This is a genomic window from Glutamicibacter sp. 2E12 (assembly GCF_050030965.1).
Lineage (GTDB): Bacteria > Actinomycetota > Actinomycetes > Actinomycetales > Micrococcaceae > Glutamicibacter.
In genome coordinates, this window is the sequence record NZ_CP188297.1 from 190,071 (window position 1) to 212,989 (window position 22,919).

Genomic DNA, 22,919 nt, shown 5'->3' on the forward strand with positions numbered 1-22,919 from the left:
GCAGCCAGGAACACCAGGCGAAGGATCACTCCCTAGCCCAATGAGTCCTAGCTGGCCAAGGCGCGGCGCAACTCGGCCACGCGTGATGCCACGGAAGCGTCGACAACTTCGTCGCCAACCTTGACTACCAGTCCACCGACCAGCGATGGGTCGGTAGTGGCGTTGAGCTTGAGCTGACGACCGTATAGCTTGTTCAGGCTGGTCTCCAGGCGCGAAAGCTGGGCTTCGGAAAGTTCTACAGAGCTGGTTACCGAGGCAATCCAGCGCTGCTGGCGCTTGGCCACGAGCTCTACGAAACGTCCAACCAAGGCTGCTGGCTTCAAACCGCGGGGGTTCGAAACTGCCTGGGAGATCAAAACCTGCGAGGTCTGCGACGCGTTAGGCACGAGCTTCAGCGCGAGAGTGCGCTTAGCCTCGACTGGGGCCTGTGCATCATCCAACGCACGCTGCAGTTCGTGATTGCCACGCACTACCTCGATGAAGGAGAACAGATCCTGCTCCAGCTTGTTCAGCCCCGAAGCGCCGTCCTGCTGCTCTGCCACTGCGGTGACCGCAGTGACAGCCAGCGATTCGAGCGCATCGCTAATGTCGCGTTCCGAGCTCCAGCGGGTAGAAGCCAGCTGTGCGACGACGTCCTCGGCGTCAGCCGAGACCTTTCCGTGCAGCAGCTGAGCCAAAAGGCCTGCCTTGTCGGCATTTCCACGGGCTGGGTCAGTCATTGCGCGGCGGAGACCGGCATTTGCATCCAGTACTTCCAGGACCGCGAACAGTTCCTTAGGCAGCTCAATAGATGCCAGTGCCAGCTTGGGTTCCAGGAACGCCAAAGCCTTTGCCAGTGACTCGCTCGATACACTTGCCATTAGTTCGATGCACCTGCGTTCTGCTGAGCTTCCAAATCGGTCAGGAACTTGTCAACCACGCGCTGGGCACGGGCATCGTCCTGCAGAGCTTCGTCAACAACCTTGCTTGCAAGCTCGGTAGCCAATGCGCCCACGTCGGTGCGGAGCGAAGCCAGAGCGGATACGCGCTCAGCTTCGATCTGGCGGTGCGACTGCTCGGTGATACGAGCTGCCTCATCGGTTGCCTTGGTCTTCAGATCCGCAAGGATCTGAGCACCTTCGCTACGAGCTTCCTCACGGATGCGGTTTGCTTCGGTGCGTGCTTCCAGAAGCTGGGCCTTGTACTGTGCCAAGGTCTCCTCTGCTTCCTTCTGCGCTGCTTCAGCCTTCTCAAGGCCACCTTCGATCGCGGTGACGCGATCTTCATAGGACTGCTCGAACTTTGGAGCAATTACCTTGATGACGATGAACAGAAGGACCGCGAAACCAACACCCGTGACGAGAATTTCCCACGGGTTCGGCAACAGCGGGTTGACCGATTCGCTCGCAGCGAGGATGAAATCAGTGCTGTTCATTCTCACTATTCCTTATCTACTAGTTTCCGCTTGTGTGTACGCCTCGCGATAGTGGCGAGGCCACTACAGTTGCGAAAAGACTAGGCGCCGATGACGAAAGCGAAGACCAGGCCCAGGATGGCCAGTGCTTCAGCAAGTGCGAAGCCAAGCATGGCGATTGGCTGCAGGATGCGCTGAGCCTCAGGCTGACGTGCAACACCGTTGATGTAGGCAGCGAAGATCAAGCCAACGCCGATAGCCGAACCGATAGCAGCCAGGCCGTAGCCGATCATATTCAGGGAGCCGTGCAACATGTGATTATGTTCCTTTCAAGATACCGAGCTTTTGCCGGTAGGTTGTGAGGTATTCCTTGAGCGACTCAAGGAAGATCTTTATGGGTTGGAAGAAAAGAAGTGTTGGCCTAGTGGGCGTCGGCTTCGATTGCACCCTGGAGGTAGATCGCGGTCAGCAGGGCGAAAACAAACGCCTGCAGGACCATGATCAGCAGTTCCAGGAAGTACATGGCGACCGAGCCAACGATGACCAGGATGCCAAGGCCGTTCATGGCCAGGGAGTCCTGGACAACGATCAGGTGACGAGCGCCGGCAGCTGCCAGCATCACGATCATGTGACCGGCCAGCATCGTTGCCATCAAACGCAGCGAGTGCGTCAGCGGGCGAACGATGAAGTTAGAAATGATTTCCAACGGAATCATCAGTGGCATGATCCAGCCCGGAACACCGGACGGGACGACGGCCAACTTGAAGTAGCGGATACCGTGGTTCTTCAGGCCTACAGCAATCCAGGTGCCGTAGATGATGATAGCCATCGCGTATGCAGAACCAGCGTGTGAGAACGATGGAAGCTGCAGGAACGGAATCGCGCCGAAGAGGTTGTTCAGCAGTACGAAGAAGAAGGTCGCGAACAGCAGAGGAATCCAAGGACGGAAGTTCTTCTCGCCGATGATGTCGCGGCCAATTCCGTTACGTACAAACGCGTAACCGGACTCAGCGATGTACTGCATCTTGCCTGGAACCAGCTTCGGGTTCTTGATGGCCACGGTGAAGAACCAAGAGATAAGCACGATCGACAAAACGATCATGAGCATCTGCTTGCCGAAACCCGTGCCGTACTCAGCCATCCACGGGAAAAGATCCGGGAGGTGGGTATCGGAAACGGATGGCGGTACGAAGCCGCCTTCTTCTGAGGCCATTGGGAGCGCAAACGCGAACAACGCGCTGTCCTCTCTGCAGTAACGGTCACGGGCAAAAGGCGGTGACTGGCGGTAACTGCCTCTCACCGTGTGAAGAAAAGATCAAACGGGGATCCCATCATGGCCCATGCCAGAAGCATCAACCCTGATGAAGGTCCATCTGCGGGTTACCCCGCGGATGCATATTGCGTATTCCGCCCGCAGTTGAGCGGACGGCCAAAAATGACCCGAAGTAAGCTTATCAAACTCACAGCACCCCACCGACACAAAGTCGCGCGGAATACTCTATTCCTCGTTGTAGATAGCCAGGCGCGCCTTCATGAAAGCGCGCACCTCGCCAACCTGCCAGGCAACAAGGGAGATAGCTGCTGCAAGAACGAATCCCTGGCGATTAACCCAATCGGGCAACCCCAGGTTCAACAACACGAAGGCGATGCCAAAAACCTTGATGACAAAGACACCCAAGAACGCGGGCATGGCCCACGAGTGGCGAATTCGCCCTGCAGCTTCGGCAATGAGAATGCCAATCGCGAAAAAGCCAATCACAATCCCGGCAGCCAGCGCGCCAGAAAGCGCGTAGCGAAGATCGGCAACCAACCATGAAATCAGGAAAAATATGGCGGTAGCGATCAGCGAATACACCAGTGACAAGCCAAGAATCGGCAACCAGATGGATTTCGGGGCTGACGAAGCACTGACGCGGGCAGAACCAGAATTCACGTCCGCAACCTTTCTTCGTCAACACCGAGGAACCATCGTGCACCCATCGATGCTGATGAAACTTGAAACTTCCACCTATTCCCTAAAGAGCAGATGAAAGAAGATCCAGATTGAATTCTACACGAGATAGAAACAGATTGCTTGTGCGTTACCCTGCTATTTGATCGGGCTAGGCTTTGCCCATGCGCTTGCGTAAGGCCTCGACCCGCTTGATCACCAGGGGACGCCACGTTGCTACCGCTGCCACTAGGAACAACAGCAAGGCCATCGGGACCACCAGAATGACCGGGATGAAGGCGATGGAAACCACTGAGACGGCAATCACGGCGGCCCACAGGTAGAGCAGAACTACCGATTGGCGCACCGAGTGGCCCTGGGCCAGCATCCGGTGGTGGATGTGCTTGGCGTCCGGGGAAAAGGGTGAGCGTTTGTTGGCTAGCCGGCGGAAGACCGAGAGTACAAGGTCCAGTACTGGTAGGAAGACGATCACCATCGGCAGCAGCATCGGCATGTAGGCCGGGATGTTGCGGAAGCGCCGGGCCTCCAGGCCCTGCACATCACCGGTCACCGCCACCGCGGCCACCGAGAGGATCATGCCGATGGCGAGAACGCCGGTCTCCCCCATGAAGATATTCGCCGGGTTGAAGTTGTGCGGCAAGAAGCCCAGGCAGGCACCGAGCAGCAAGGCGCAGAGCAAGGCCCCGATGTTCGCGTAGTCATCGGCGCTCACGTGCGTGGCCAGCACATAGGAGTACACGAAGAAGGTCGCCGCGCCAATGGCGGCCAGGCCCGCGGCCAGGCCATCCAATCCATCGGAGAAGTTGATCGCGTTCATGGTCAGCACGATCAGGAAAATGGTCACCGAAATCTGCATCCATTGCTCATCGATCTGCCACGAACCCACGGGCAGGGACTGGATGACGATTCCGTTGGTGGCGACCAGCCAGCCGATCAGGATCTGGCCGGCGAGCTTCAGCCACCACTTCAGGTCGAACATGTCATCGGCCAGGCCCATGAGCACGATGACGCCCAGGGCGTAGGCGATTCCGCGGATGGCGTCGTCATTGCCGAAAACCCCGCGGAAGAAGTGGAAGTTGCTGGCCAGCCATAGCCCTGCGGCGAAAGCGGCGATAATCGCCAGGCCGCCGAACTTCACGATCGGTTTTTCGTGCTGGTCGCGTTCGCGCACCAACTGGTTGCCGGTGAAACGGTGGCCAAGGGTGCGGATGATCGGGGTGAGCAGGAACGAAACCGTAAAGCTGAATGCTATGAGCAGTACGTATGTTCTCATGCGCCGGTTTCCGGTGCGTCCTGTCCCAAATCGAGAATGCCAGGGACGACCACGCGCAATTCCTCAATGGAAATCGCGCCCGAGCGAACCACCCGCAGGTTCTGGCCGGTGCAATCGATGATGGTCGATGGCAGGACCTCTTCCCCGGCCTCGCCGCGCGGGCCGCCGTCGAGGTAGACATCCACCGACTCCCCGAGCTGAGCGAAAGCCTGCTCGACATCCAGCGCCGCCGCGTTGCCGGTGCGGTTGGCCGAGGACACGGCCAACGGGCCGGTCTGGCCCAGGAGTTCCAGGGCGGTGTCGTCGTTGGGCACGCGCAGCGCCACGGTGCCGCGGGTCTCCCCCAGATCCCAGGTCAGCGAAGGCTGGGCCTGCAGGATCAGGGTCAGTCCGCCTGGCCAGAACGCTTCGGCCAGCTTGCGCGCGGCCTCGGGGATGTCCCTGGCCAATCCGTCCATGGTGGAACTCTGGGCGATCAGCACTGGCGGGGGCATGGTGCGGTTGCGGCCTTTGGCGGCCAGCAGCATCGCCACGCCCTGGGCGCTGAATGCATCGGCGCCGATCCCGTAGACGGTATCTGTAGGCAAGACGATGCAGCGCTTGTCCGCCAGCGCGGCCTTGGCTGCGGCGATGCCTTCAGCGTGTTCCTGCTCGTTGCTTACCGAAAATGTTGTGCTCACGGGATCATTCTTTCATGCACTGGGTGTGGTTTGGTTATTGCGGCGCGTAGCCGGATGTGGCGCGGGCGCGCCCGGTCAAATCTTCATGGCCAGCTACCTGCGTGAATCCGGCCGCGCGCAGCATGGCTGCCGCGGTTTCGTGCTGCACTTCGGCGTGTTCCATCACGTAGTAGCCGCCGGGACGCAAGAGCTTCATGGCTTGGGCGGTAATGGCTCGCGGAATGTCCAGTCCGTCCTCCCCGAGCCCGTATAACGCCATTTCCGGGTCGTGCTCGCGCACTTCCACTTCGCGCGGCACCGCGTTGGGCGGAATATACGGCGGATTGGAGATCACCAGGTCCATGGTGCCTTCCAGTTCCCCGGGGACCGCCGTGGCATCCTGGTGCAGCACGGTGACCCGGTGCGGCTCGCAGTTGGCCCGGGTGTAGCCGATGGCATCCTCCGAGAGCTCCACGGCCCAGACGCTGGCTGCTGGCACTTCGCTGGCCACGGACGCTGCAATGGCGCCGGAGCCTGAGCACAAATCAATGCACCGCGGGGTGCCGATGCCTTGGCCGGCCAGGAAATCAAGGCCGAGCTGCACCACGGTTTCGGTTTCCGGGCGCGGGGTGAATACTCCCGGTCCCACCTTCAGCTCCAGGTAGCGGAAGTACGCCACGCCAGTCAGGTGCTGCAGCGGGATGCGGGTGCGCCGGGCGGCCACCAGGGCGGTGAATTGCTCCCGGGATCCAGGGTCGAGGCCCTCGCCACGCAGTTCGCGCAGCTTCAGTTCCGAGCGGTCAATGCCCAGCACGTGGCACAGCAGCAGGTCGACGTCGACGCCGGGGCTTGGCACCCCGGCGTCGGCCAGCGCCGCAATCGCCTGGCGGCGTACGGCAGTGAGTTCTTCCAAGGCGTCGTTACTCGCCCAGCGCTGCCAAGCGCTCTTCCTCGTCCATCTGGATGCAGGATTCAACCACCGGCTGCAGGTCCCCGTCCATCACGGCGTCAAGGTTGTAGGCCTTGTAGCCGGTGCGGTGGTCGGCAATGCGGTTTTCCGGGTAGTTGTAGGTGCGGATGCGCTCGGAGCGGTCCATGGTGCGGATCTGGCTTGCACGCTGGGCCGAGTTCTCCTTGTCGATGATCTCCTGCTGGTGGGCCAGCAGGCGCGAACGCAGCACGCGCATCGCGGCTTCGCGGTTCTGGATCTGCGACTTCTCGTTCTGCATGGCCACCACGATGCCGGTGGGCAGGTGGGTAATGCGCACCGCGGAGTCGGTGGTGTTCACCGACTGGCCGCCGGGGCCCGAGGAACGGTAGACGTCGATCTTCAGGTCGTTCTGGTGGATGTCGACTTCTTCGGGCTCGTCCACCTCGGGCAGGACCAGCACGCCGGCAGCCGAGGTGTGGATGCGGCCTTGGGATTCGGTGACCGGCACGCGCTGCACGCGGTGCACGCCGCCTTCGAACTTCAGCTGGGCGTAGACGCCTTCGGCCGGGTCGTTCGATTTGCCCTTGATGGCAACCTGGGCGTCCTTGTAGCCGCCGAGGTCGGACTCGTTGAAGGAGATCATCTCCACCTTCCAGCCCTTGTGCTCGGCGAAACGGGTGTACATGCGCAGCAGGTCGGCTGCGAACAGCGCTGCTTCGTCGCCGCCCTCGCCGCCCTTGACTTCGAGGATCACGTCGCGGCCGTCGTTCTCGTCGCGCGGGATCAGCAGGCGGCGCAGCTTCTCCTCGAGCTCTGGCAGGGCGGCGGTGAGGGTTTCCACCTCTTCTGCGAAGTCCGGATCCTCGTCAGCCATTTCCTTGGCTGCTTCCAGGTCCTCGGTGGCGGCGTGCCACTTGTTGTAGGCCTCGACGATGCCGTTCAGCTGTGCCGAGCGGCGGCCGAGCTTGCGGGCCAGCGCCTGGTCGGCGTACACCGCTGGATCCGAGAGCTGCGCCTGGATTGCGGCATGCTCTTCTAGTAGCGACTTGACGGACTCGAACATGGTGGGTGTGCTTCCTTGTTGGCGTTTTCCGCGCAGTGCCGCCGGCTATTGCGGCTGGGGCACTGCTGGAATTCAATTCTAAACGCTGCGCCGGCCGGGGCCGGCGTGCGAGGTGTCACTACGCGCCGATGGCGTCCAGCCAGCTGCCGGTGCGGCAAGCTGGCTGGACGCCATGGCGGTGGGTGGTGCTAATCCTTGTTTGGAGTGGTCTTGTTGACCAGCATCAAGAATTCCGCGTTCGATCCGGTTTCGCGGATCTTCCCGGTGAGCACTTCCAGTGCCTGCTGCGGATCGATGCCCGAGAGCATGCGGCGCAGGCGCCACATGATGCGCACCTCTTCGGCACTCATCAGCTGCTCTTCGCGGCGGGTCGAGGAAGCGTTGACATCCACTGCCGGGAAGATGCGCTTCTCGGCCAGCTGGCGCGAAAGGCGCAGCTCCATGTTGCCGGTGCCCTTGAATTCCTCGAAGATGACCTCGTCCATCTTGGAACCGGTCTCCACCAGGGCGGTAGCCAGGATGGTCAGCGAGCCGCCATTCTCGATGTTGCGGGCTGCACCGAAGAAGCGCTTCGGCGGGTACAGCGCTGCCGAGTCGACGCCGCCGGAGAGGATGCGGCCCGAGGCCGGAGCGGCCAGGTTGTAGGCACGGCCCAGGCGGGTCATCGAGTCCAGCAGGACCACGACATCCATGCCCATTTCCACCAGGCGCTTGGCGCGCTCGATGGCCAGCTCGGCCACGGTGGTGTGGTCATCGGCCGGGCGGTCGAAGGTCGAGGCGATGACCTCGCCCTTCACGGTGCGCTGCATGTCGGTGACTTCTTCGGGACGCTCATCAACGAGCACCATCATCAGGTGCACTTCCGGGTTGTTGATGGTGATCGCGTTGGCAATGGCCTGCAGGATCAGGGTCTTGCCGGCCTTCGGAGGCGAAACGATCAGGCCGCGCTGGCCCTTGCCGATTGGCGCGACCAGGTCGATGACGCGCGGGCCGACCAGCTTCGGATCGGTTTCCAGGCGCAGGCGCTCGGTCGGGTACAGCGGGACGAGCTTGTTGAACTCGACGCGTTCGCGGTTGTCCTCTGGCTTCTTGCCGTTGACCGAAGTCAGCTGCACCAGGGCGTTGAACTTCTGGCGCGGGTTCGGGGTCTCGCCCTCGCGTGGCTGGCGGATGGCGCCAACGATGGCGTCGCCCTTGCGCAGGTTGTACTTCTTGACCTGGCCCAGGGTGACGTAGACGTCGTTCGGGCCGGGCAGGTAGCCGGAGGTGCGCACGAAGGCGTAGTTCTCCAGCACGTCCAGGATGCCGGCGATCGGCAATACGACGTCGTCCTCGCTCAGCTGCGGCTCGTCGTCATCACGGCGGTTGCGGCGGTTGCGGTTGTTGCGATCGTTACGGTCGTTGTTGCGATCGTTGCGATCATTGTTGCGCTCGCGGCGGTTGCTGCGGTCATTGCGATCGTTGCGGTCGTTGTTGCGCTCGCGGCGTTCGCGGCGGTCATTGCGGTCGCCACGCTCGGAACGGTCCTCGATGTTCTCCGAGTCGTTCGAGTCGTTGTTGCGCTCGTTGCGATCATTGCGATCGTTGTTGCGCTCAGCACGATCGTTATTGCGCTCGTTGCGGTCGTTGTTGCGCTCGTTGCGGCGGTTGTTGCGCTCGCGGCGCTCTTCGCGGCGGTCGGTGCGCTCTTCAGCGTTCTCCGACTCGGCAACTTCGGTGCGCTCAGTGCGCTCGGTGCGCTCGGTGTTGCGATCGCGGCGGTTGCCACGCTCACGGCGGTTGCCGCGCTCGCGGCGCTCTTCGCGTGCTTCGCCGTTGTTCTCGGCGTTCTCCGCCGGTGCCTCGGCCTGCTCGGCTACCTGCTCTGCTGGCTGGTCAACCGGCTTGTTGTTCCGCGAGTTGCGGCGCTGGCGTGGAGCCTTGGACTCCTCGGCTGGTGCCTGGTTCTCGGCTGGTGCCTCGGTAGCGGCTTCGTTGGCTTCGGCAGGAGCCGCAACCTTGCCCGAGTCGGTCACGCGGCGCGAGGTGCGGCGTGCGCGAGCTGGCTTTTCAGCCGGAGCTTCAGCAGCCGCGCCGGCCTCTGGTGCGTTCTCGGTCTCGACCTGGGCCGCGGCCTTTGGCGCACGACGTGCACGGGTCTTGGTTTCCTTGGCCTGCTCGGCTGGAGCTTCAGCCTTCGCAGCGGGAGCTTCGGTCTTGGCAGACTTCGCTTCCTGTGCGGCCTTGGCGTCCTTGGCGGCAACGGAGCCACCGCGCTGGTGGTCGCCGATGGCCTTGACCAGATCAGCCTTGCGCATCCGCGAACCGCCGGTGATACCCAGCTGCGAAGCCAACTGCTGGAGCTGGGTCATTTTCAAAGAGGCCAGTCCGGCGCTCTTGTTTTCGGAAGTCTTGGTGTCCACGCCTTCGTTGAGGCTCGTGGTTTCGGTCACGAAAGTTCCTTCTGACTCGTAGGATGGGCCGCTTCAAGGCAGGCCCACTATGCCGTAAATGATGTTCAGCAGCCGAAGATTTCGTGGCTACTTCACTTTCTCCCCGCAAGATGGCCCAGAATTCGGGGCAAAACTGCAGTGGATTAGAGAGACTGACATCTCCTAGGCACGAAGACGTACCTGAATGCGGGATATCAAAGTTGCTGCGAACTGCAGGAAGATCCGGGACGGCTGGACGGATGAAATGGGGTTCGAGAACCGAATTTATCCGCATCAACACTGGCCACAAAGGATTCGGACCGGGCTACTGCCCAGCTATCCGGCCTGCCATGGTGTTACAGCACTTCTACTGTAACACCGTTGGCGGCCAGCTTGGGAACTTCAGCACGCCATGACACTGGAGATCCTGCAGAGAATTCATCGATGGCCGCTTGCACGGCAGCGACCTGTTCATCGCTGGCCACCAGAGTCAACACAGTCGGTCCGGCACCGGAAACCACTGCGGCCAGGCCTGCACCGCGCAGCTTGGCAATCAGCGCCGCGCTTTCGGGCATGGCCGCGGCGCGATAGTCCTGGTGCAGGTAGTCCTTGGTGCCGCCCAGCAGCTGGCGCGGATCGTTGCTCAGCGCATGGATCAGCAGCGCGGCGCTCGCGCTATTCGCCGCGGCTACCGCGTGGTCGACCTGTGCAGGCAGCGCGCCGCGCGCGACCTCGGTGGACAAGCCGTTGGACGGGATCGCCAGCACTGCGCGCAGGTCCGGGTGCAGGGGCACCTGCACCGAGCTGAAGCTGCCGGCGGCATCGGTGGCAGAGATGCTCAGCCCGCCAAAGACCGCCGGAGCCACATTGTCCGGGTGCCCTTCCCACGCTGCAGCCGACTGGAAGATCCGCTCGGTCCCGCCACGAGCTGGGGCTGGAAGCAGCGCATCGGCGGCGGCGTAGGCCGCGACAATCGCCGCGGCCGAGGATCCCATGCCGCGCGCGTGCGGGATGTTGTTATGCGCCACCAGCTGGACGCCTACCGGTTCAAAACCGGCGTCTTTCCAGTAGCGGTGCATTTCCTTGATGATCAGATGCGACTCATCGCGTGGCAGCTCCTGCGCCCCATCGCCGAAAATCTCGACACTGCTGGACTGCGCGGTGCGCACTTCGAGGCGGTCGCGGTATTCCAGGGCCAGGCCCAGCGAGTCGAAGCCAGGACCGAGGTTGGCTGAGGTGGCCGGCGGGGAAACGATCAACTTCTGGCCCAGGGCGATCTGCTGCGTCATGGTTCCTTCAAGAATTCGGTGCGATAGGTATCAGGTGCGCAACGGCCCGCCGCGATTGGCTCCCCCGGTCCGGGAGAGCCAATGACGCGGCGGGCCGTCGTGCTGCCGGCGGCTGGCCGGCGAAAAGCTGCTAGGCCAGGCCCAGCGCGCCGGCGACCTCGACCACGTCGAAGGCCACCTTCTTCGGCGCAACTTCCGAGCCGTCGGCCTGCTTCAGGGCCCAGTCCGGGTCCTTCAGGCCGTGGCCGGTCACGGTGATCACGATCTTCTTGCCGGTCGGCGCAGTGCCGGCGGCGTGGTGCTTGAGCAGGCCGGCCACGCCGGCTGCCGAAGCTGGCTCCACGAAGACGCCTTCGCGGCTGGAGAGCCAGCGGTGGGCTTCGAGGATCTGCTCGTCGGTGACCGAGTCGATCTGCCCGCCGGACTCGTCGCGGGCGGCTTCGGCCTGTTCCCAGGATGCCGGATTGCCGATGCGGATGGCGGTGGCGATGGTATCCGGTTCGGTGATCGGGTGGCCGGCCACGATCGGGGCGGCCCCGGCGGCCTGGAAGCCCCACATGACCGGGGTCTTGGTGGAGACCGGCTGCAGTTCCTTGCCCGCCTCATTGGTCCACTTGGAGGAATACTCCTTGTAGCCCTTCCAGTACGCGGTGATGTTGCCCGCGTTGCCTACCGGCAGCAGGTGGTAATCCGGGGCGTCGCCCAAGAAGTCGACGACCTCGAAGGCGCCAGTCTTCTGGCCCTGGATGCGGGCCGGGTTCACCGAATTCACCAGGAACACCGGGTAGTTCTCGCTGAGCTTGCGCGCCACTTCCAGGCAGTTGTCGAAGTTGCCGTCGATCTGGATGATGTCCGCACCGTGGGCGATCGCCTGGGACATCTTGCCCATGGAGATCTTGCCATCCGGCACCAGCACCGCGCACTTCAGCCCGGCCTGGGTAGCGTAGGCAGCGGCCGAAGCGGAGGTGTTGCCGGTGGAGGCGCACACCACGGCCTTGGCGCCGGCAGCCACCGCGGCGGTCATCGCCATGGTCATGCCGCGGTCCTTGAAGGAACCGGTCGGGTTCATGCCCTCGACCTTCAGGTACACCTCGTTGCCGGTCAGCGCCGACAGCGCCGGGGCGTAGACCAGCGGGGTGCCGCCCTCGCCCAGGGTGATGACCTTGGTGTTTTCGTCTACTGGCAGGCGATCGGCATATTCGCGGATCACTCCGCGCCACTGGTGAGCCACGTTAGTTTCCTTCAACTCGCATAACGGATAGAACAGAGTGCACCGCGTCCAGCGCGGTCAGCGCCTCGACGGTGCTGGCCAGGGCCGCTTCGGTGCCCTGGTGGGTCAGGATGCGCAGCTGCGCGCCGGCTTCGGCGTCCACCTGCTGGCTCATCGACTCGATGGAAACCCCGTGCTCGCCGAAGACGGTGGCGATGGCGGCCAGCACGCCGGACTGGTCCTTGACCGACAGGCCAATCCAGTAGCGGGTGTCGATGGCCTCGAAGTCCAGCATCCGTGGCGCCTGGTTGACCGAGCCGTTGGGCAGCGGGGCTCCGGCAGCAATCTGGCGGGCCACGGCAACGACGTCGCCCATGACCGCCGACGCGGTCGGGTTGCCACCGGCTCCAGCCCCGTAGAACATCAGGTCGCCGGCGTTCTGCGCTTCGACGAACACGGCGTTGAACGCGCCATGCACGGTAGCCAGCGGGTGGCTGCGGCGCACCAGCGCCGGGTAGACGCGCACCGAAATCCCGGCTTCGGCCTGCTCGGCGATGGCCAGCAGCTTGATCACGTAGCCGGCGGCGGCCGCGGCCGCGACATCGGCGGCGCTGACTTCGGTGATGCCCTGGGTCCAGACCTGGTCCGAGGACACGGTGGTGTGGAAGGCCAGCGAAGCCAGGATCGCGGCCTTCGCGGCGGCATCGTGCCCGCCCACGTCGGCGGTTGGATCGGCTTCCGCATAGCCCAGCGCCTGGGCTTCGGCCAGCACGTCGTCGAACGCGGCACCGGTGGTGTCCATGGCGTCGAGGATGAAGTTGGTGGTGCCGTTGACGATGCCCATCACCTTGGTGATGTGGTCCCCGGCCAGCGAGTCCGCAATCGGGCGCAGGATCGGGATGGCCCCGGCCACCGCGGCCTCGTAGCGCAGCTGGGCGCCGTTGCCGGCAGCGATCGCGTTCAGTTCGGCGCCCTTGAGCGCAATCAGCGCCTTGTTGCCGGTGATGACGCTGGCACCTTTGGCAAGGGCGGCGGCGATGTATTCGCCGGCCGGCTCCATGCCGCCGAGCAGTTCGATGACCACATCGGCCTGGGCGATCAGCCCGTGGGCGTCGGTGGTGAAAAGCTCCTGGGGCAGCTGTGCATCGCGCTTGGCATCCGGGTTGCGCACGGCAATGCCGATCAGCTGCAGGCCGGCGCCCGAGCGGGCAGCCAGTTCATTTGCATCTTCCAGCAGGATCCGGGCCACCTGGGCTCCGACCGTGCCGCAACCCAGCAGGGCTACCTTCAGGTTCTTTTCGCCGCTCAATTAAACTCCCATGTCACGGGCCAACAAGTCTGTTTCCGTTTCCCTGCGCACGATCAGACGGGCTTGGCCATCGCGTACCGCTACCACCGCGGGGCGGGTGAGGTAGTTGTAGTTGCTCGACAGCGCCCAGCAGTAGGCGCCGGTGGCCGGAACGGCGATCAAATCGCCGGCCGCCACGTCATCGGGCAGGTAAACGTCCTTCACGACTATGTCACCTGACTCGCAATGTTTCCCAACTACACGAGAAATAATTGCGTCGTTTTGCGTCATACGGCTAGCCAGCACGGCGGTATATTGCGCGTCGTAGAGCACCGGGCGCGGGTTGTCGCTCATCCCGCCGTCCACTGAAATGTAGCGGCGCGGGTGCAGGGCTCCGGCCTCGTCTTCCACCTGGACGTCCTTGCGCACACCGGCCTCGTAGAGGGTGAAGGTGCTCGGGCCGGCGATGGCGCGGCCCGGCTCGATGGAAATGCGCGGGCATTCCAGCTCGAGTTCTGCGCAGGTCGCCGAGACCACTTCGGCCATCTGGCCGGCCAGCTTGGCCGGGGTGGAGGGGTGGTCCTCGGAGGTGTAGGCAATGCCGTAGCCGCCGCCCAGATCCAGCTCGGGCAGGGACACACCATGGATCGAGCGGATCTTGGCCAGCAGGCCGAGCATGGTGCGGGCGACCATTGCGAAGCCTTCGGCCTCGAAGATCTGCGAACCGATGTGGGCATGCAGGCCCAGCAGGTTGATGTTCTGCGCCTCGATCGCCTGGGCGACCGCACGCAGCGCAGGCGAAGTGCCGGAGGCATCGTCCAGGATGGACAGCCCGAACTTCTGGTCCTCGTGCGCGGTGGCGATGGCCTCATGGGTGGAGGCGTGCACGCCGGGGGTAATGCGCAGCATGACCTGCGCGCTCTGGCCCATGGCGTCGGCGATCGAAATCACCCGGTCCAGCTCGTCCAGCGAGTCGATGACCAGGCGCCCGACGCCCATTTCGATGGCGCGGGCGATCTCGGCTGCCGACTTGTTGTTCCCGTGCAGCGAGAGGTTGGCAGCGGGCACCTTGGCGGCGTTGGCCACGGCCAGTTCGCCCCCCGAGCAGGTATCCAGGCGCAGGCCCTCGTCGGTCACCCAGCGGGCCACCTCGGTGCACAAGAACGCCTTGCCGGCGTAGTAGACGTCGACTCCCCCGCACAGCTGCCTGAACGCGTCGTCGAAGGCGGTCTTGAAACCCCGGGCGCGGGCGCGGAAGTCGTTCTCATCGAGCACGAACAGCGGGGTGCCGAACTCGACGGCCAGCTGGGAGACGGGAAGGCCCTGGATGGACAGTTCGCCGCCAGCCTCGCGGGAAACCCCCGAAGCCCACTCGATCTGTCGAAGTGCGTTGATGTTTTCCGGGAATTGCAGCCATTGCGGGGCTAGCGGCGATACGGCCATAAGGTCTTACATCCTCTCTGGGGCGGAAACGCCCAGCAGTTCCAATCCATTTGCCAAAACGGTGGTGGCGGCGTCGTTCAGCCACAGCCGGGTGCCGTGCACCGGCGCGACCGCTTCGCCTTCGCCCACCGGGGTGATGCGGGTTGCGGCGTACCACGAGTGGTACGCGCCGGCGACCTGCTCCAGGTAACGGGCAATGCGGTGCGGTTCGCGGAATTCTGCGGCACCGGCAACCACCGACGGGAACTGGCCGAGCACGGCCAGCAGCTCGTTTTCGGTCGGGTCGGTCAGCAGCGCGGCATCGAAGCCATCACGGGTCACGCCCTTGGCTGCGGCATTGCGGGCCGCGGCGCACGAACGGGCGTGGGCGTACTGGACGTAGAACACCGGGTTGTCATTGGTGTTCTTCTTCAGCTGCTCGGGGTCCAGCGCGATCGGCGAATCAGCCGGGAAACGGGCCAGCGAGTAGCGCAGCGCGTCGGCGCCGATCCAGTTGATCAAATCGCGCAGCTCGATGATGTTGCCCGCGCGCTTGGACAGCTTGGCTCCGTTGACGGAGATCAGCTGGCCGATCAGCACCTCGATGTTCTTGTCCTTGTCATCTCCCGCGCAGGCGGCGATCGCCTTCAGGCGGTTGACGTAGCCGTGGTGGTCGGCGCCCAGCAGGTAGATCTTCTCTTCGAACCCGCGGTCCTTCTTGGACAGGTAGTAGGCCGCATCCGCGGCGAAGTAGGTCGGCTCGCCGTTGGCGCGGATCAGCACGCGGTCCTTGTCATCGCCGAAGTCGGTGGTGCGCAGCCAAACCGCGCCCTCCAGATCGAAGATGTGGCCCTGCTCGCGCAGGCGTGCCACGGCGTCAGCCACCGCGCCGCCCTCATGCAAGGTGGTTTCGGAGAAGAACACGTCGAAGCTGACGCCGAAGTCGGCCAGGGTGGACTTGATGTCTTCGAGCTGCGCCTTGTAGGCGGCGTCGCGCAGGGCAGGAATGGCTTCTGCTTCGTCCAGCTCGCGCAGCTGCGGGGCTTCGGCCAGGACGGCGTCGCCCAGTTCCTTGATGTATTCGCCCGGGTAGCCGCCCTCTGGCACTGGCAGGCCGTGGATGCGGTTGTACACCGAACGGGCGAAGACGTTCATCTGGTTGCCGGCATCGTTAATGTAGTACTCGCTGGTCACCGAAGCGCCCGAAGCGCGCAGCACGCGGGAGATGGCATCTCCCAGCGCGGCCCAGCGTGTGTGGCCGATGTGCAGCGGGCCGGTGGGGTTCGCGGAAACGAATTCCATGTTGACCACGTGGCCGGCCAGGGCCTCGTTGCTGCCGTAGGCGGAACCAGCCTCGACGATGGTGCGGGCCAGCTCGCCGGCAGCGCCGGCTTCGAGGGTGATGTTCAGGAAGCCGGGACCTGCGATGTCCACGGCGCCGACTCCTGGGACCGAAGCAAGTCGGGTGGCCAGGATCTGGGCAAAGTCGCGCGGGGCCATGCCGGCCTTCTTGCCCAGCTGCAGCGCGATGTTGGTCGCCCAGTCGCCGTGTTCACGGCTTTTCGGGCGGTCCACGCGTACGGTCTCTGGCACCTCGACGGAGATTTCGCCGGCGGCTACGGCTTCGGTGAGGCATGCGGATATTGCTGCGGAGAGTTCTTCAGGAGTCACCGTTCAAGAATACCGGCAATTGCCGTGCTTCTTCAGCATTCATGACTTGCATCGCCTGTGAGACTGGCCCAACCCGGTGACTTTTGCAACACATGCGTGCCAAGGTGCTGGAATTGCGCAGATCAAGTGACGACCTGATAGTATTTTTCCTGTTGCCCAGCAACACGCCTCTGTAGCTCAGTGGATAGAGCGTCTGCCTCCGGAGCAGAAGGCCGAAGGTTCGATTCCTTTCAGGGGCACCACCTAAATTGCAGGTCCTGGTTACCAGGGCCTGCTTTTTTTCGCTCTTCTTCTCACGCCGCAGCTCGCGCGAGGCCGCGAACAATCTCCTGTCAGCATTTTCTGGCAGCTTCCCCGTCGCCACAACCTTTAGCTTCGGCTAGGCCCTAAACTCGGATAAACCAACAAGCGCTTAAGGGCACCATGAAAAAAACCATTCTCATTACCGGAGCCAGCGACGGGATCGGGGCCGCATCGGCCCGAGAACTGTCACGACAGGGGCACCAGATTGTCGTTGTCGGTCGGTCGCAAACCAAAACCCAGGCCATCGCCCATGAGCTAGGCGCCAGCTATTTCGTGGCAGACTTCAGCCAGCTCGCACAGGTACGCGGCCTGGCCACGCAGTTGCTCCAGAAGTATCCCCGAATTGATGTGCTGGCTAATAATGCCGGCGGGATCAAGGCAGAGCGCGAACTGACCGTGGATGGATTCGAAAAGACTTTCCAAGTCAATCATCTAGCGCCCTTCCTGCTCACGAATCTGTTGTTGCAACGACTAATCGATTCGGGTGCCACGGTCATTCAGACCGCCAGCATGGCTGCGCGTCTCATGGCCAAATTCGACATTGCGGACCTACAGGGCGAAAACAGCTACTCACCGAGGGCCGCCTACGGCAATGCAAAGTTGGCGAACATTCTGTTCACCTCGGAATTACAGCGGCGCTTTGGCGGTTCCGGGATTAACGCCGTGGCGTTCCACCCCGGGATCGTTGGCACCAGTTTCGCCTCGGACTCCAAGGGGTTATTGAAGTTCCTTTACCACGGTCCGCTTAGGCGCTTCTTCACGGTCGACTCGACCAAGGGTGCCGACCAGCTCGTCTGGCTTGCGGAGGCGAAGCCTGGCGTGCAATTCGAACCGGGCGCCTACTACGAGTCGGGAAAGATCGCATCGAAGGTCAACCCGCTGATCCATGATGAGGTACTAGCGAAGCAACTCTGGGACCGCTCGGCGACCTTGCTTCAAATCCAGAACTGCACATAGGGGATCTCGGAGTCGACCCGACCGGCCTATTCGGGAACTACTGCCGGCATGGACCGGGCTCGTCACCAATCCGAGATGGCGATACCCGCATCAAATTGCCCGCGGCCGCTAACTGCCCACCGCTTGATGGAAAGAGCGATACTCCATCCACTCGACACTGAATTCGCATCGCTGCCATTCAAGAGTTCCTCGGCAAACTACCCGAGCGAAAACGTGGGAAATCGAAGTACTCTCATGAACCCTTGATTTTATCCTGCTAAAAGATAATCTTGACACATGACGAAACGCCTCTTTGGAATCATTTCACTTGCTTCTGTGATTGCTTTGGCACTGTCTTCATGCAGCCCTTCGGCTTCCCCTGAGACCGCGCTTGGAGAGATTCCTTCGTCAGATACGTCGGCCAGCACCTCGGAATCGCCAGATCCCCTAAAGAAGCATGCCGAAATCCTCGCCCAGAGCGAAGACTCCTTCCAGATTCTCAATGAAACTCATTCCGTGGGCTCGACCACTCTGCGCCTCGGGGATCTTCCCGGAGGGTTTGATTCAGTTGGCTTCATAATTTCATGTGATGCAACGTCCCCTTGGGAGATTATCCTGCTAGGTGGATCAAAAACCGGTGCTAGTGGTTGCGATTCGAATTCAGAAATATATACGAGTCTTTCTACCCCGGCACATCAAATCAACACCAATGAGGTACAGCTCGAACTCAAAGAGCCGGTGGGAGTCTGGGTCACTGTTTATGCCACGAATGAAGAATAAACGGGCGTTTCCGATGTTTCTTTTGGACAGTAGCCGGAAAGCCTAAAGACATCGCGCGGCAGCTGACTGTCCGCGCTAATGATTCGGCGAAAGCCTAACCGGCAATGCCGAGGGGAACCAAAGCTCCACTTAGAGCAATAGCCGGGGAAATTTCGCTTTGTATCGCGTTTACGAGATACCCGGATACCAAGAATCCTGAATCACTAGAGTTGCAAAGCTTAGGGATCAACCGTGGATGACTGGGACGCCGGATGCTCGGGCGCAGCAGGATACAGTTCCTCCGGTAACCCTATAGTGAATCCTTCCTCACGGATACTATGGCCACCGACCCACAGTGAGTGCCGAGCATACTGGCTACCATCAGTCAGATGAACGGATACTGCGCTTCCAAACTGCTCTCCAACCACGACCGACACATTTTCAGGTGTAATGCCGTGGTTCTCTAGAATCTGCCGAGTCTGGCTGACCATCTGGTCATCCAGGTTTCCTCCTGGAAATGGCGAAGTAACCCGGCAAACTCCAGTGCGATCGCCAGCATACGCAGCAACTACCAATTCCTTGCCCGCCTGCTCTAACGAGCTGACGGGTTTGCGGCCATCGCAGGTTTCATCGGAGTATTTCCCAGTCAAAGAGCAACCCGACAGCAATCCAGTGATGAGAGCCAAACCGACGATTCCTGTCGCTGCAGCTATGGGCGCGGCTTGGGTTCTCAATAGTCCACCATTCGTTTCGCAGAAGGTGTTAATCCTAGGCAGGTTTATAGCAATGCATCTTTAACTGCATGAATATTTCTCAAATTCATATTGAGTATCGGAGATCAGCTGTGTGAGTAAACCCATTAATGCCATCTACGATGCCAGAGCTGCGGCCGCGCATGTCGCGCTCTCTCATGAGCCAGCAGTTGAAACGGCAGAAATCGAGTCTTCCACCACGCCGTACCTCGTGAACTAGGATCTTGACAGCGCAGGCAGGCCGACAGGTGTAGAACTGATCCATCCTGCTGGTCACTGCCCCAGCCATGTCCAGTCTGCTGATCGCCGGCAATGCACGTGCCGAGGGGCTCTATCGCCGTTGCGGGTACCAATGGACAGGGCAGCAAGTCATCGACGGGAGCTCAGGACGCGTCGAGCACCGCCTGCGCAAACCGCTGCCTTAAACCCGACAGGCCCCGCACCCATCGGGTGCGGAGCCTGCGCGGATGCTGTCCAGCGGCTACTGCAGCATAGTCTTGTCATCGAGCTGTGCGCCCTTGATCTTGCTGAATTCCTCCAGCAGGCCCTTGACGGTCATCTTGGACTTCTCTTCCTGGTCCAGGTCCAGGATGATCTGCCCATCGTGCATCATGATCAGCCGGGTGCCCAGCTGCAACGCCTGTTCCATATTGTGCGTCACCATCAAGGTGGTCAGCTGGTGGCGTTCGACAATTTCCTTGGTCAGGCGCGAGACCAGCGCGGCACGCTGCGGATCCAGGGCCGCGGTGTGCTCATCGAGCAGCAGGATCTTGGGCTTGGAGAAGGTGGCCATCAGCAAGCTCAGCGCCTGGCGCTGGCCGCCTGAGAGCAGGCCCACCTTGGTCTTCAAGCGGCCTTCCAAACCGAGTTCCAGGCTCTTGAGCTCCTCGACGAACAGCTCGCGCCGCTTGGAGCCTACGCCCAGGCCCAGGCCGCGGAAACGGCCGCGGGCGTAGGCCAGAGCCATGTTCTCCTCGATGGACATGGTCGGCGCGGTGCCGGCCATCGGGTCCTGGAATACCCGGCCGATGTACTTGGCGCGGGTGTAGTCGGCCATCCTGGTGACGTTCTTCCCCGCGATGGACACCGAACCGGCATCGGGCTGCAGCTTGCCTGCAACCATGTTCAGCACGGTGGACTTGCCGGCGCCGTTGGAGCCGATGACGGTGACGAATTCACCGTCCGACAGGTTCAGGTTGATGTTGCGCAGCGCCTTGCGCTCGTTGACAGTTCCCGGGAAGAACGTGCGCGACAGGTTCTTGATTTCAAGCATTGGTGCGAACCTCTTCCTTGGTTTCAACTGCTGCTGGGGTGCGCTTGAAGTTCTTGATGATCTTCTGGAAGCCCTTCCACTTCGGCAGCAGCAGGGCGACGACGACGAGGACCGCGGAGATCAGCTTCATGTCGTTGACCTCCAGGCCTGCCGACAGGGCCATCTGGATCACCAGGCGGTAGATCACTGCACCGAAGACCACCGCGATGGCGGCCAGCCAGATGTAGCGCTGGGTGAAGATCGCCTGGCCGACGATGACCGAGGCCAGGCCGATCAGGATCAGGCCGATGCCCATGCCGATATCGGCGAAGCCCTGGTACTGGGCGATGACCGCTCCGGACAGCGCCACCAGGCCGTTGGACAGCGCCAGGCCCAGGATCTTCTGGTTGTCGGTGCTCACGCCGAAGGAACGGATCATTTCCTGGTTGTCGCCGGTGGCCCGCATGGCCATGCCCAGCTCGGTGTGCAGGAACCAGACGATCGCTGCCACGAAGACCAGGCAGACGGCAAAGAGGATGGCCACCGACGCCCAGGAGCCGAGCAGGCCCGAGACGCGCATCGGGCTGATCAGGGTCTCCTCCCCCAGCAAGGGGGTGTTGGCCTTGCCCATGATGCGCAGGTTGATCGAGTACAGCGCGATCATGGTCAGGATGCCGGCGAGCAGGCCGTCGATCTTGCCCTTGGTATGCAGCAGGCCGGTAATGACACCGGCAACCATGCCGGCGAAGAAGGCCAGCACGGTGGCCAGCCAGGGATTCATCCCGTTCACGATGCCCACCGAGGCGACGGCGGCACCGGTGGTGAAGCTGCCGTCGACAGTCAGGTCGGGAAAGTCCAGGATACGGAAGGTCAGGTACACCCCGAGCGCCATGATGGCGTAAATCAGGCCGAGTTCAACCGCTGTGATCATGTGTGGATCCTTGAGTTGTAAGTTTTGCAGGTAATCACGACGAAAGGCGAGGCACCAGGTTATGCGCCTCGCCTTGCGTCGGTAAGTTGTTGCCGGGGCTTAGTAGACCTCTACGGCTTCGGACTTCATCTCGTCGGTGAATTCGATGCCTGCCTTCTTGGCGGCATCTTCATTCAGGTAGAGATCGACCTCGGAGATGGTCTCCACCGGCAGGGTTGCCGGCTCGGCCTCGCCCTTGAGCAGCTTCACGGCCATGGCAGCGGTCTGCGCGCCCAGCTTCTCGTAGTTGATGCCGTAGGTTGCGGTAGCACCGCGCTTGACGGACTCGCCGTCAGCCGAAATGACCGGCACGCCGTTCTTCTCGGCAACCTGCAGCAGGCCTTCCAGGGCAGAAACGACAGCGTTGTCAGTCGGAACGTAGTACGCGTCGACATCCAGCGAGCTGGCGGCCTGCTGGACTTCGCTGGACGCCGAGACAGCGGCTTCTTCAATGGTCAAGCCCAGGCCCTTGGCTGCTTCCTTGGCCATCTTCACCTGGACTGCGGAGTTGGCTTCACCCGAGGAGTAGACAATGCCGACCTTCTTGGCATCGGGCACCAGGTCCTTGAGCAACTGCAGCTGCTCGTCGACCGGGTTCATGTCCGACGTGCCGGTGACATTCGCGCCCGGAGCTTCATTGGAGGCGACCAGCTTGGCATCAACCGGGTCGGTCACAGCGGAGAAGAGCACCGGGACCTTGGTAATCGCCTGCGCCGCAGCCTGGGCCGATGGGGTGGCAATTGCCAGCACCAGGTCGATATCCGAATCAGCGGCGAGCTTGCCGGCAATCGAGGTGTTGGTAGCCTGATCGGTTTCGGCGTTGTTCTCGTCGTAGCTGATCTTCTCGCCGGTGTAGCCGGCTTCTTCCATGCCTGCCTTGAAGCCGGTGACCACTGCGTCCAGCGAAGGGTGCGAGACGAACTGGGAGATGCCGATCTTGACGGCCTCGTCGCCGCCCTCCGCGGTGCCCTGCTCGCCACTGCCGCCGCAGGCGGTCAGGGCCAGTGCGCCAGCTGCTGCGATGGCAGCGAATTTCATGGCGGTGAAGCTCTTCATTGAAGTTCCTTTCAAAGTTCCCTTGCGAGTGATTCCCACCGATAGCGCGGAAGCCTGGTTATGAAGCGCAACTGGTGCGCAGCATGCGGGAACCGTCCAGGCATCACATCGATGATTACCCCCGATCTTACATGTGAACGACCTCACCTTGCCTACAATCAAGGTCGATTCCTAGACGTTTGCATCTTGATACGGATTCTTGTGGACACAAATGCTCCGCCGGGAAGCAGAATCTGGAAGTTTTGTATTTACCGGCCCGAACTTGTCGACAATTGCTTGGACAATCTGAAAATTTGACTCATGGAGCAATGCGTCCGGGAGCACATTTCC

The 22,919-nt window shown here is 62.0% G+C and carries 23 protein-coding genes and 1 tRNA gene; 5 read left to right on the top strand and 19 right to left on the bottom strand.

The window, feature by feature from the left end; genetic code table 11:
- Nucleotides 1-47 precede the first annotated feature (47 nt).
- From ACP3TE_RS00810 to argS, 15 genes are all read right to left on the bottom strand, one after another.
- A complete protein-coding gene (locus tag ACP3TE_RS00810; RefSeq protein ID WP_332488160.1) occupies nucleotides 48-860 on the bottom strand; it encodes a F0F1 ATP synthase subunit delta in 813 nt (270 codons plus the stop codon).
- Nucleotides 860-1,414: a F0F1 ATP synthase subunit B gene (locus ACP3TE_RS00815; protein WP_013348622.1), complete on the bottom strand. Its 555-nt coding sequence runs from the start codon at nucleotides 1,412-1,414 to the stop codon at nucleotides 860-862. The genes ACP3TE_RS00810 and ACP3TE_RS00815 overlap by 1 nt, the downstream gene beginning before the upstream one ends.
- Before the next feature lie 80 nt (nucleotides 1,415-1,494).
- Complete coding sequence (locus ACP3TE_RS00820) at nucleotides 1,495-1,707, bottom strand: ATP synthase subunit C (protein WP_013348621.1); 213 nt, start codon at nucleotides 1,705-1,707, stop codon at nucleotides 1,495-1,497.
- A gap of 107 nt (nucleotides 1,708-1,814) precedes the next feature.
- The gene (atpB, locus tag ACP3TE_RS00825; protein WP_105658410.1) at nucleotides 1,815-2,606 is read right to left on the bottom strand and encodes a F0F1 ATP synthase subunit A; all 792 of its coding nucleotides are present in this window, start codon (nucleotides 2,604-2,606) and stop codon (nucleotides 1,815-1,817) included.
- A 285-nt stretch (nucleotides 2,607-2,891) separates the two neighbouring features.
- A complete protein-coding gene (locus tag ACP3TE_RS00830; RefSeq protein ID WP_146112315.1) occupies nucleotides 2,892-3,248 on the bottom strand; it encodes a hypothetical protein in 357 nt (118 codons plus the stop codon).
- A 247-nt stretch (nucleotides 3,249-3,495) separates the two neighbouring features.
- Nucleotides 3,496-4,617 (bottom strand): MraY family glycosyltransferase, encoded by a 1,122-nt coding sequence (locus ACP3TE_RS00835; RefSeq protein ID WP_332488148.1) that lies wholly within the window; start codon nucleotides 4,615-4,617, stop codon nucleotides 3,496-3,498.
- Nucleotides 4,614-5,297, bottom strand: a complete 684-nt coding sequence (locus ACP3TE_RS00840) for an L-threonylcarbamoyladenylate synthase (RefSeq protein ID WP_332731251.1) — start codon at nucleotides 5,295-5,297, stop codon at nucleotides 4,614-4,616. The genes ACP3TE_RS00835 and ACP3TE_RS00840 overlap by 4 nt, the downstream gene beginning before the upstream one ends.
- Before the next feature lie 34 nt (nucleotides 5,298-5,331).
- Nucleotides 5,332-6,189 carry a peptide chain release factor N(5)-glutamine methyltransferase gene (gene prmC / locus ACP3TE_RS00845; RefSeq protein WP_332731250.1) on the bottom strand — a complete coding sequence of 286 codons (858 nt, stop codon included), beginning with the start codon at nucleotides 6,187-6,189 and terminating at the stop codon, nucleotides 5,332-5,334.
- 7 nt (nucleotides 6,190-6,196) lie between these two features.
- Complete coding sequence (gene prfA / locus ACP3TE_RS00850; RefSeq protein WP_105658405.1) at nucleotides 6,197-7,270, bottom strand: peptide chain release factor 1; 1,074 nt, start codon at nucleotides 7,268-7,270, stop codon at nucleotides 6,197-6,199.
- A 188-nt stretch (nucleotides 7,271-7,458) separates the two neighbouring features.
- Complete coding sequence (gene rho / locus ACP3TE_RS00855) at nucleotides 7,459-9,702, bottom strand: transcription termination factor Rho (RefSeq protein WP_426734861.1); 2,244 nt, start codon at nucleotides 9,700-9,702, stop codon at nucleotides 7,459-7,461.
- A 335-nt stretch (nucleotides 9,703-10,037) separates the two neighbouring features.
- A complete protein-coding gene (gene thrB, locus ACP3TE_RS00860; protein ID WP_426734863.1) occupies nucleotides 10,038-10,970 on the bottom strand; it encodes a homoserine kinase in 933 nt (310 codons plus the stop codon).
- 130 nt (nucleotides 10,971-11,100) lie between these two features.
- Complete coding sequence (gene thrC / locus ACP3TE_RS00865) at nucleotides 11,101-12,201, bottom strand: threonine synthase (RefSeq protein ID WP_426734865.1); 1,101 nt, start codon at nucleotides 12,199-12,201, stop codon at nucleotides 11,101-11,103.
- Between the two features lies 1 nt (nucleotide 12,202).
- Nucleotides 12,203-13,489 carry a homoserine dehydrogenase gene (locus ACP3TE_RS00870; protein ID WP_426734867.1) on the bottom strand — a complete coding sequence of 429 codons (1,287 nt, stop codon included), beginning with the start codon at nucleotides 13,487-13,489 and terminating at the stop codon, nucleotides 12,203-12,205.
- Complete coding sequence (lysA, locus tag ACP3TE_RS00875; protein WP_426734869.1) at nucleotides 13,490-14,911, bottom strand: diaminopimelate decarboxylase; 1,422 nt, start codon at nucleotides 14,909-14,911, stop codon at nucleotides 13,490-13,492.
- Between the two features lie 6 nt (nucleotides 14,912-14,917).
- The gene (gene argS / locus ACP3TE_RS00880; protein ID WP_105662579.1) at nucleotides 14,918-16,561 is read right to left on the bottom strand and encodes an arginine--tRNA ligase; all 1,644 of its coding nucleotides are present in this window, start codon (nucleotides 16,559-16,561) and stop codon (nucleotides 14,918-14,920) included.
- Nucleotides 16,562-16,727: 166 nt separating this feature from the next.
- Here argS and ACP3TE_RS00885 point away from each other — a divergent pair.
- The 3 genes from ACP3TE_RS00885 to ACP3TE_RS00895 all read left to right on the top strand — a co-directional run bounded on the left by ACP3TE_RS00885 (nucleotide 16,728) and on the right by ACP3TE_RS00895 (nucleotide 18,580).
- A tRNA-Arg gene (locus ACP3TE_RS00885) sits at nucleotides 16,728-16,803 on the top strand.
- Between the two features lie 181 nt (nucleotides 16,804-16,984).
- The gene (locus tag ACP3TE_RS00890) at nucleotides 16,985-17,821 is read left to right on the top strand and encodes an SDR family NAD(P)-dependent oxidoreductase (protein ID WP_332487232.1); all 837 of its coding nucleotides are present in this window, start codon (nucleotides 16,985-16,987) and stop codon (nucleotides 17,819-17,821) included.
- Between the two features lie 276 nt (nucleotides 17,822-18,097).
- Nucleotides 18,098-18,580 carry a hypothetical protein gene (locus ACP3TE_RS00895; protein WP_426734871.1) on the top strand — a complete coding sequence of 161 codons (483 nt, stop codon included), beginning with the start codon at nucleotides 18,098-18,100 and terminating at the stop codon, nucleotides 18,578-18,580.
- A gap of 218 nt (nucleotides 18,581-18,798) precedes the next feature.
- Here ACP3TE_RS00895 and ACP3TE_RS00900 read toward each other — a convergent pair whose 3' ends face one another.
- A complete protein-coding gene (locus tag ACP3TE_RS00900; protein ID WP_426734873.1) occupies nucleotides 18,799-19,293 on the bottom strand; it encodes a hypothetical protein in 495 nt (164 codons plus the stop codon).
- A 112-nt stretch (nucleotides 19,294-19,405) separates the two neighbouring features.
- Between ACP3TE_RS00900 and ACP3TE_RS00905 the strand changes: the two genes are divergently transcribed.
- Together ACP3TE_RS00905 and ACP3TE_RS00910 are read left to right on the top strand one after the other, a co-directional pair.
- Nucleotides 19,406-19,531 (top strand): hypothetical protein, encoded by a 126-nt coding sequence (locus ACP3TE_RS00905; RefSeq protein ID WP_426734875.1) that lies wholly within the window; start codon nucleotides 19,406-19,408, stop codon nucleotides 19,529-19,531.
- Nucleotides 19,532-19,598: 67 nt separating this feature from the next.
- Complete coding sequence (locus ACP3TE_RS00910; protein ID WP_426734876.1) at nucleotides 19,599-19,736, top strand: hypothetical protein; 138 nt, start codon at nucleotides 19,599-19,601, stop codon at nucleotides 19,734-19,736.
- A gap of 56 nt (nucleotides 19,737-19,792) precedes the next feature.
- On the opposite strand, the gene ACP3TE_RS00915 is transcribed toward ACP3TE_RS00910, so the two are convergent.
- From ACP3TE_RS00915 to ACP3TE_RS00925, 3 genes are all read right to left on the bottom strand, one after another.
- Nucleotides 19,793-20,584, bottom strand: coding sequence for an ABC transporter ATP-binding protein (locus tag ACP3TE_RS00915; RefSeq protein ID WP_133834474.1), 792 nt, complete (start codon nucleotides 20,582-20,584; stop codon nucleotides 19,793-19,795).
- Entirely contained in the window at nucleotides 20,577-21,494 is a 918-nt protein-coding gene (locus ACP3TE_RS00920) for an ABC transporter permease (protein WP_105658396.1), read from the bottom strand. The genes ACP3TE_RS00915 and ACP3TE_RS00920 overlap by 8 nt, the downstream gene beginning before the upstream one ends.
- Before the next feature lie 99 nt (nucleotides 21,495-21,593).
- Nucleotides 21,594-22,589 carry an ABC transporter substrate-binding protein gene (locus ACP3TE_RS00925; protein ID WP_105658395.1) on the bottom strand — a complete coding sequence of 332 codons (996 nt, stop codon included), beginning with the start codon at nucleotides 22,587-22,589 and terminating at the stop codon, nucleotides 21,594-21,596.
- Between the last annotated feature and the right edge of the window lie 330 nt (nucleotides 22,590-22,919).

What these genes read in the sequence shown, in the direction of transcription:
- lysA (WP_426734869.1), bottom strand. Translation starts at nt 14,911, where the DNA reads ATGGCCGTATCGCCGCTAGCCCCGCAATGGCTGCAATTCCCGGAAAAC.
- ACP3TE_RS00820 (WP_013348621.1), bottom strand. Translation starts at nt 1,707, where the DNA reads ATGTTGCACGGCTCCCTGAATATGATCGGCTACGGCCTGGCTGCTATC.
- thrB (WP_426734863.1), bottom strand. Translation starts at nt 10,970, where the DNA reads ATGACGCAGCAGATCGCCCTGGGCCAGAAGTTGATCGTTTCCCCGCCG.
- ACP3TE_RS00815 (WP_013348622.1), bottom strand. Translation starts at nt 1,414, where the DNA reads ATGAACAGCACTGATTTCATCCTCGCTGCGAGCGAATCGGTCAACCCG.
- ACP3TE_RS00910 (WP_426734876.1), top strand. Translation starts at nt 19,599, where the DNA reads ATGTCCAGTCTGCTGATCGCCGGCAATGCACGTGCCGAGGGGCTCTAT.
- ACP3TE_RS00920 (WP_105658396.1), bottom strand. Translation starts at nt 21,494, where the DNA reads ATGATCACAGCGGTTGAACTCGGCCTGATTTACGCCATCATGGCGCTC.
- atpB (WP_105658410.1), bottom strand. Translation starts at nt 2,606, where the DNA reads ATGGCCTCAGAAGAAGGCGGCTTCGTACCGCCATCCGTTTCCGATACC.
- ACP3TE_RS00810 (WP_332488160.1), bottom strand. Translation starts at nt 860, where the DNA reads ATGGCAAGTGTATCGAGCGAGTCACTGGCAAAGGCTTTGGCGTTCCTG.
- ACP3TE_RS00895 (WP_426734871.1), top strand. Translation starts at nt 18,098, where the DNA reads ATGACGAAACGCCTCTTTGGAATCATTTCACTTGCTTCTGTGATTGCT.
- prfA (WP_105658405.1), bottom strand. Translation starts at nt 7,270, where the DNA reads ATGTTCGAGTCCGTCAAGTCGCTACTAGAAGAGCATGCCGCAATCCAG.
- ACP3TE_RS00925 (WP_105658395.1), bottom strand. Translation starts at nt 22,589, where the DNA reads ATGAAGAGCTTCACCGCCATGAAATTCGCTGCCATCGCAGCAGCTGGC.
- ACP3TE_RS00835 (WP_332488148.1), bottom strand. Translation starts at nt 4,617, where the DNA reads ATGAGAACATACGTACTGCTCATAGCATTCAGCTTTACGGTTTCGTTC.
- ACP3TE_RS00890 (WP_332487232.1), top strand. Translation starts at nt 16,985, where the DNA reads ATGAAAAAAACCATTCTCATTACCGGAGCCAGCGACGGGATCGGGGCC.
- ACP3TE_RS00915 (WP_133834474.1), bottom strand. Translation starts at nt 20,584, where the DNA reads ATGCTTGAAATCAAGAACCTGTCGCGCACGTTCTTCCCGGGAACTGTC.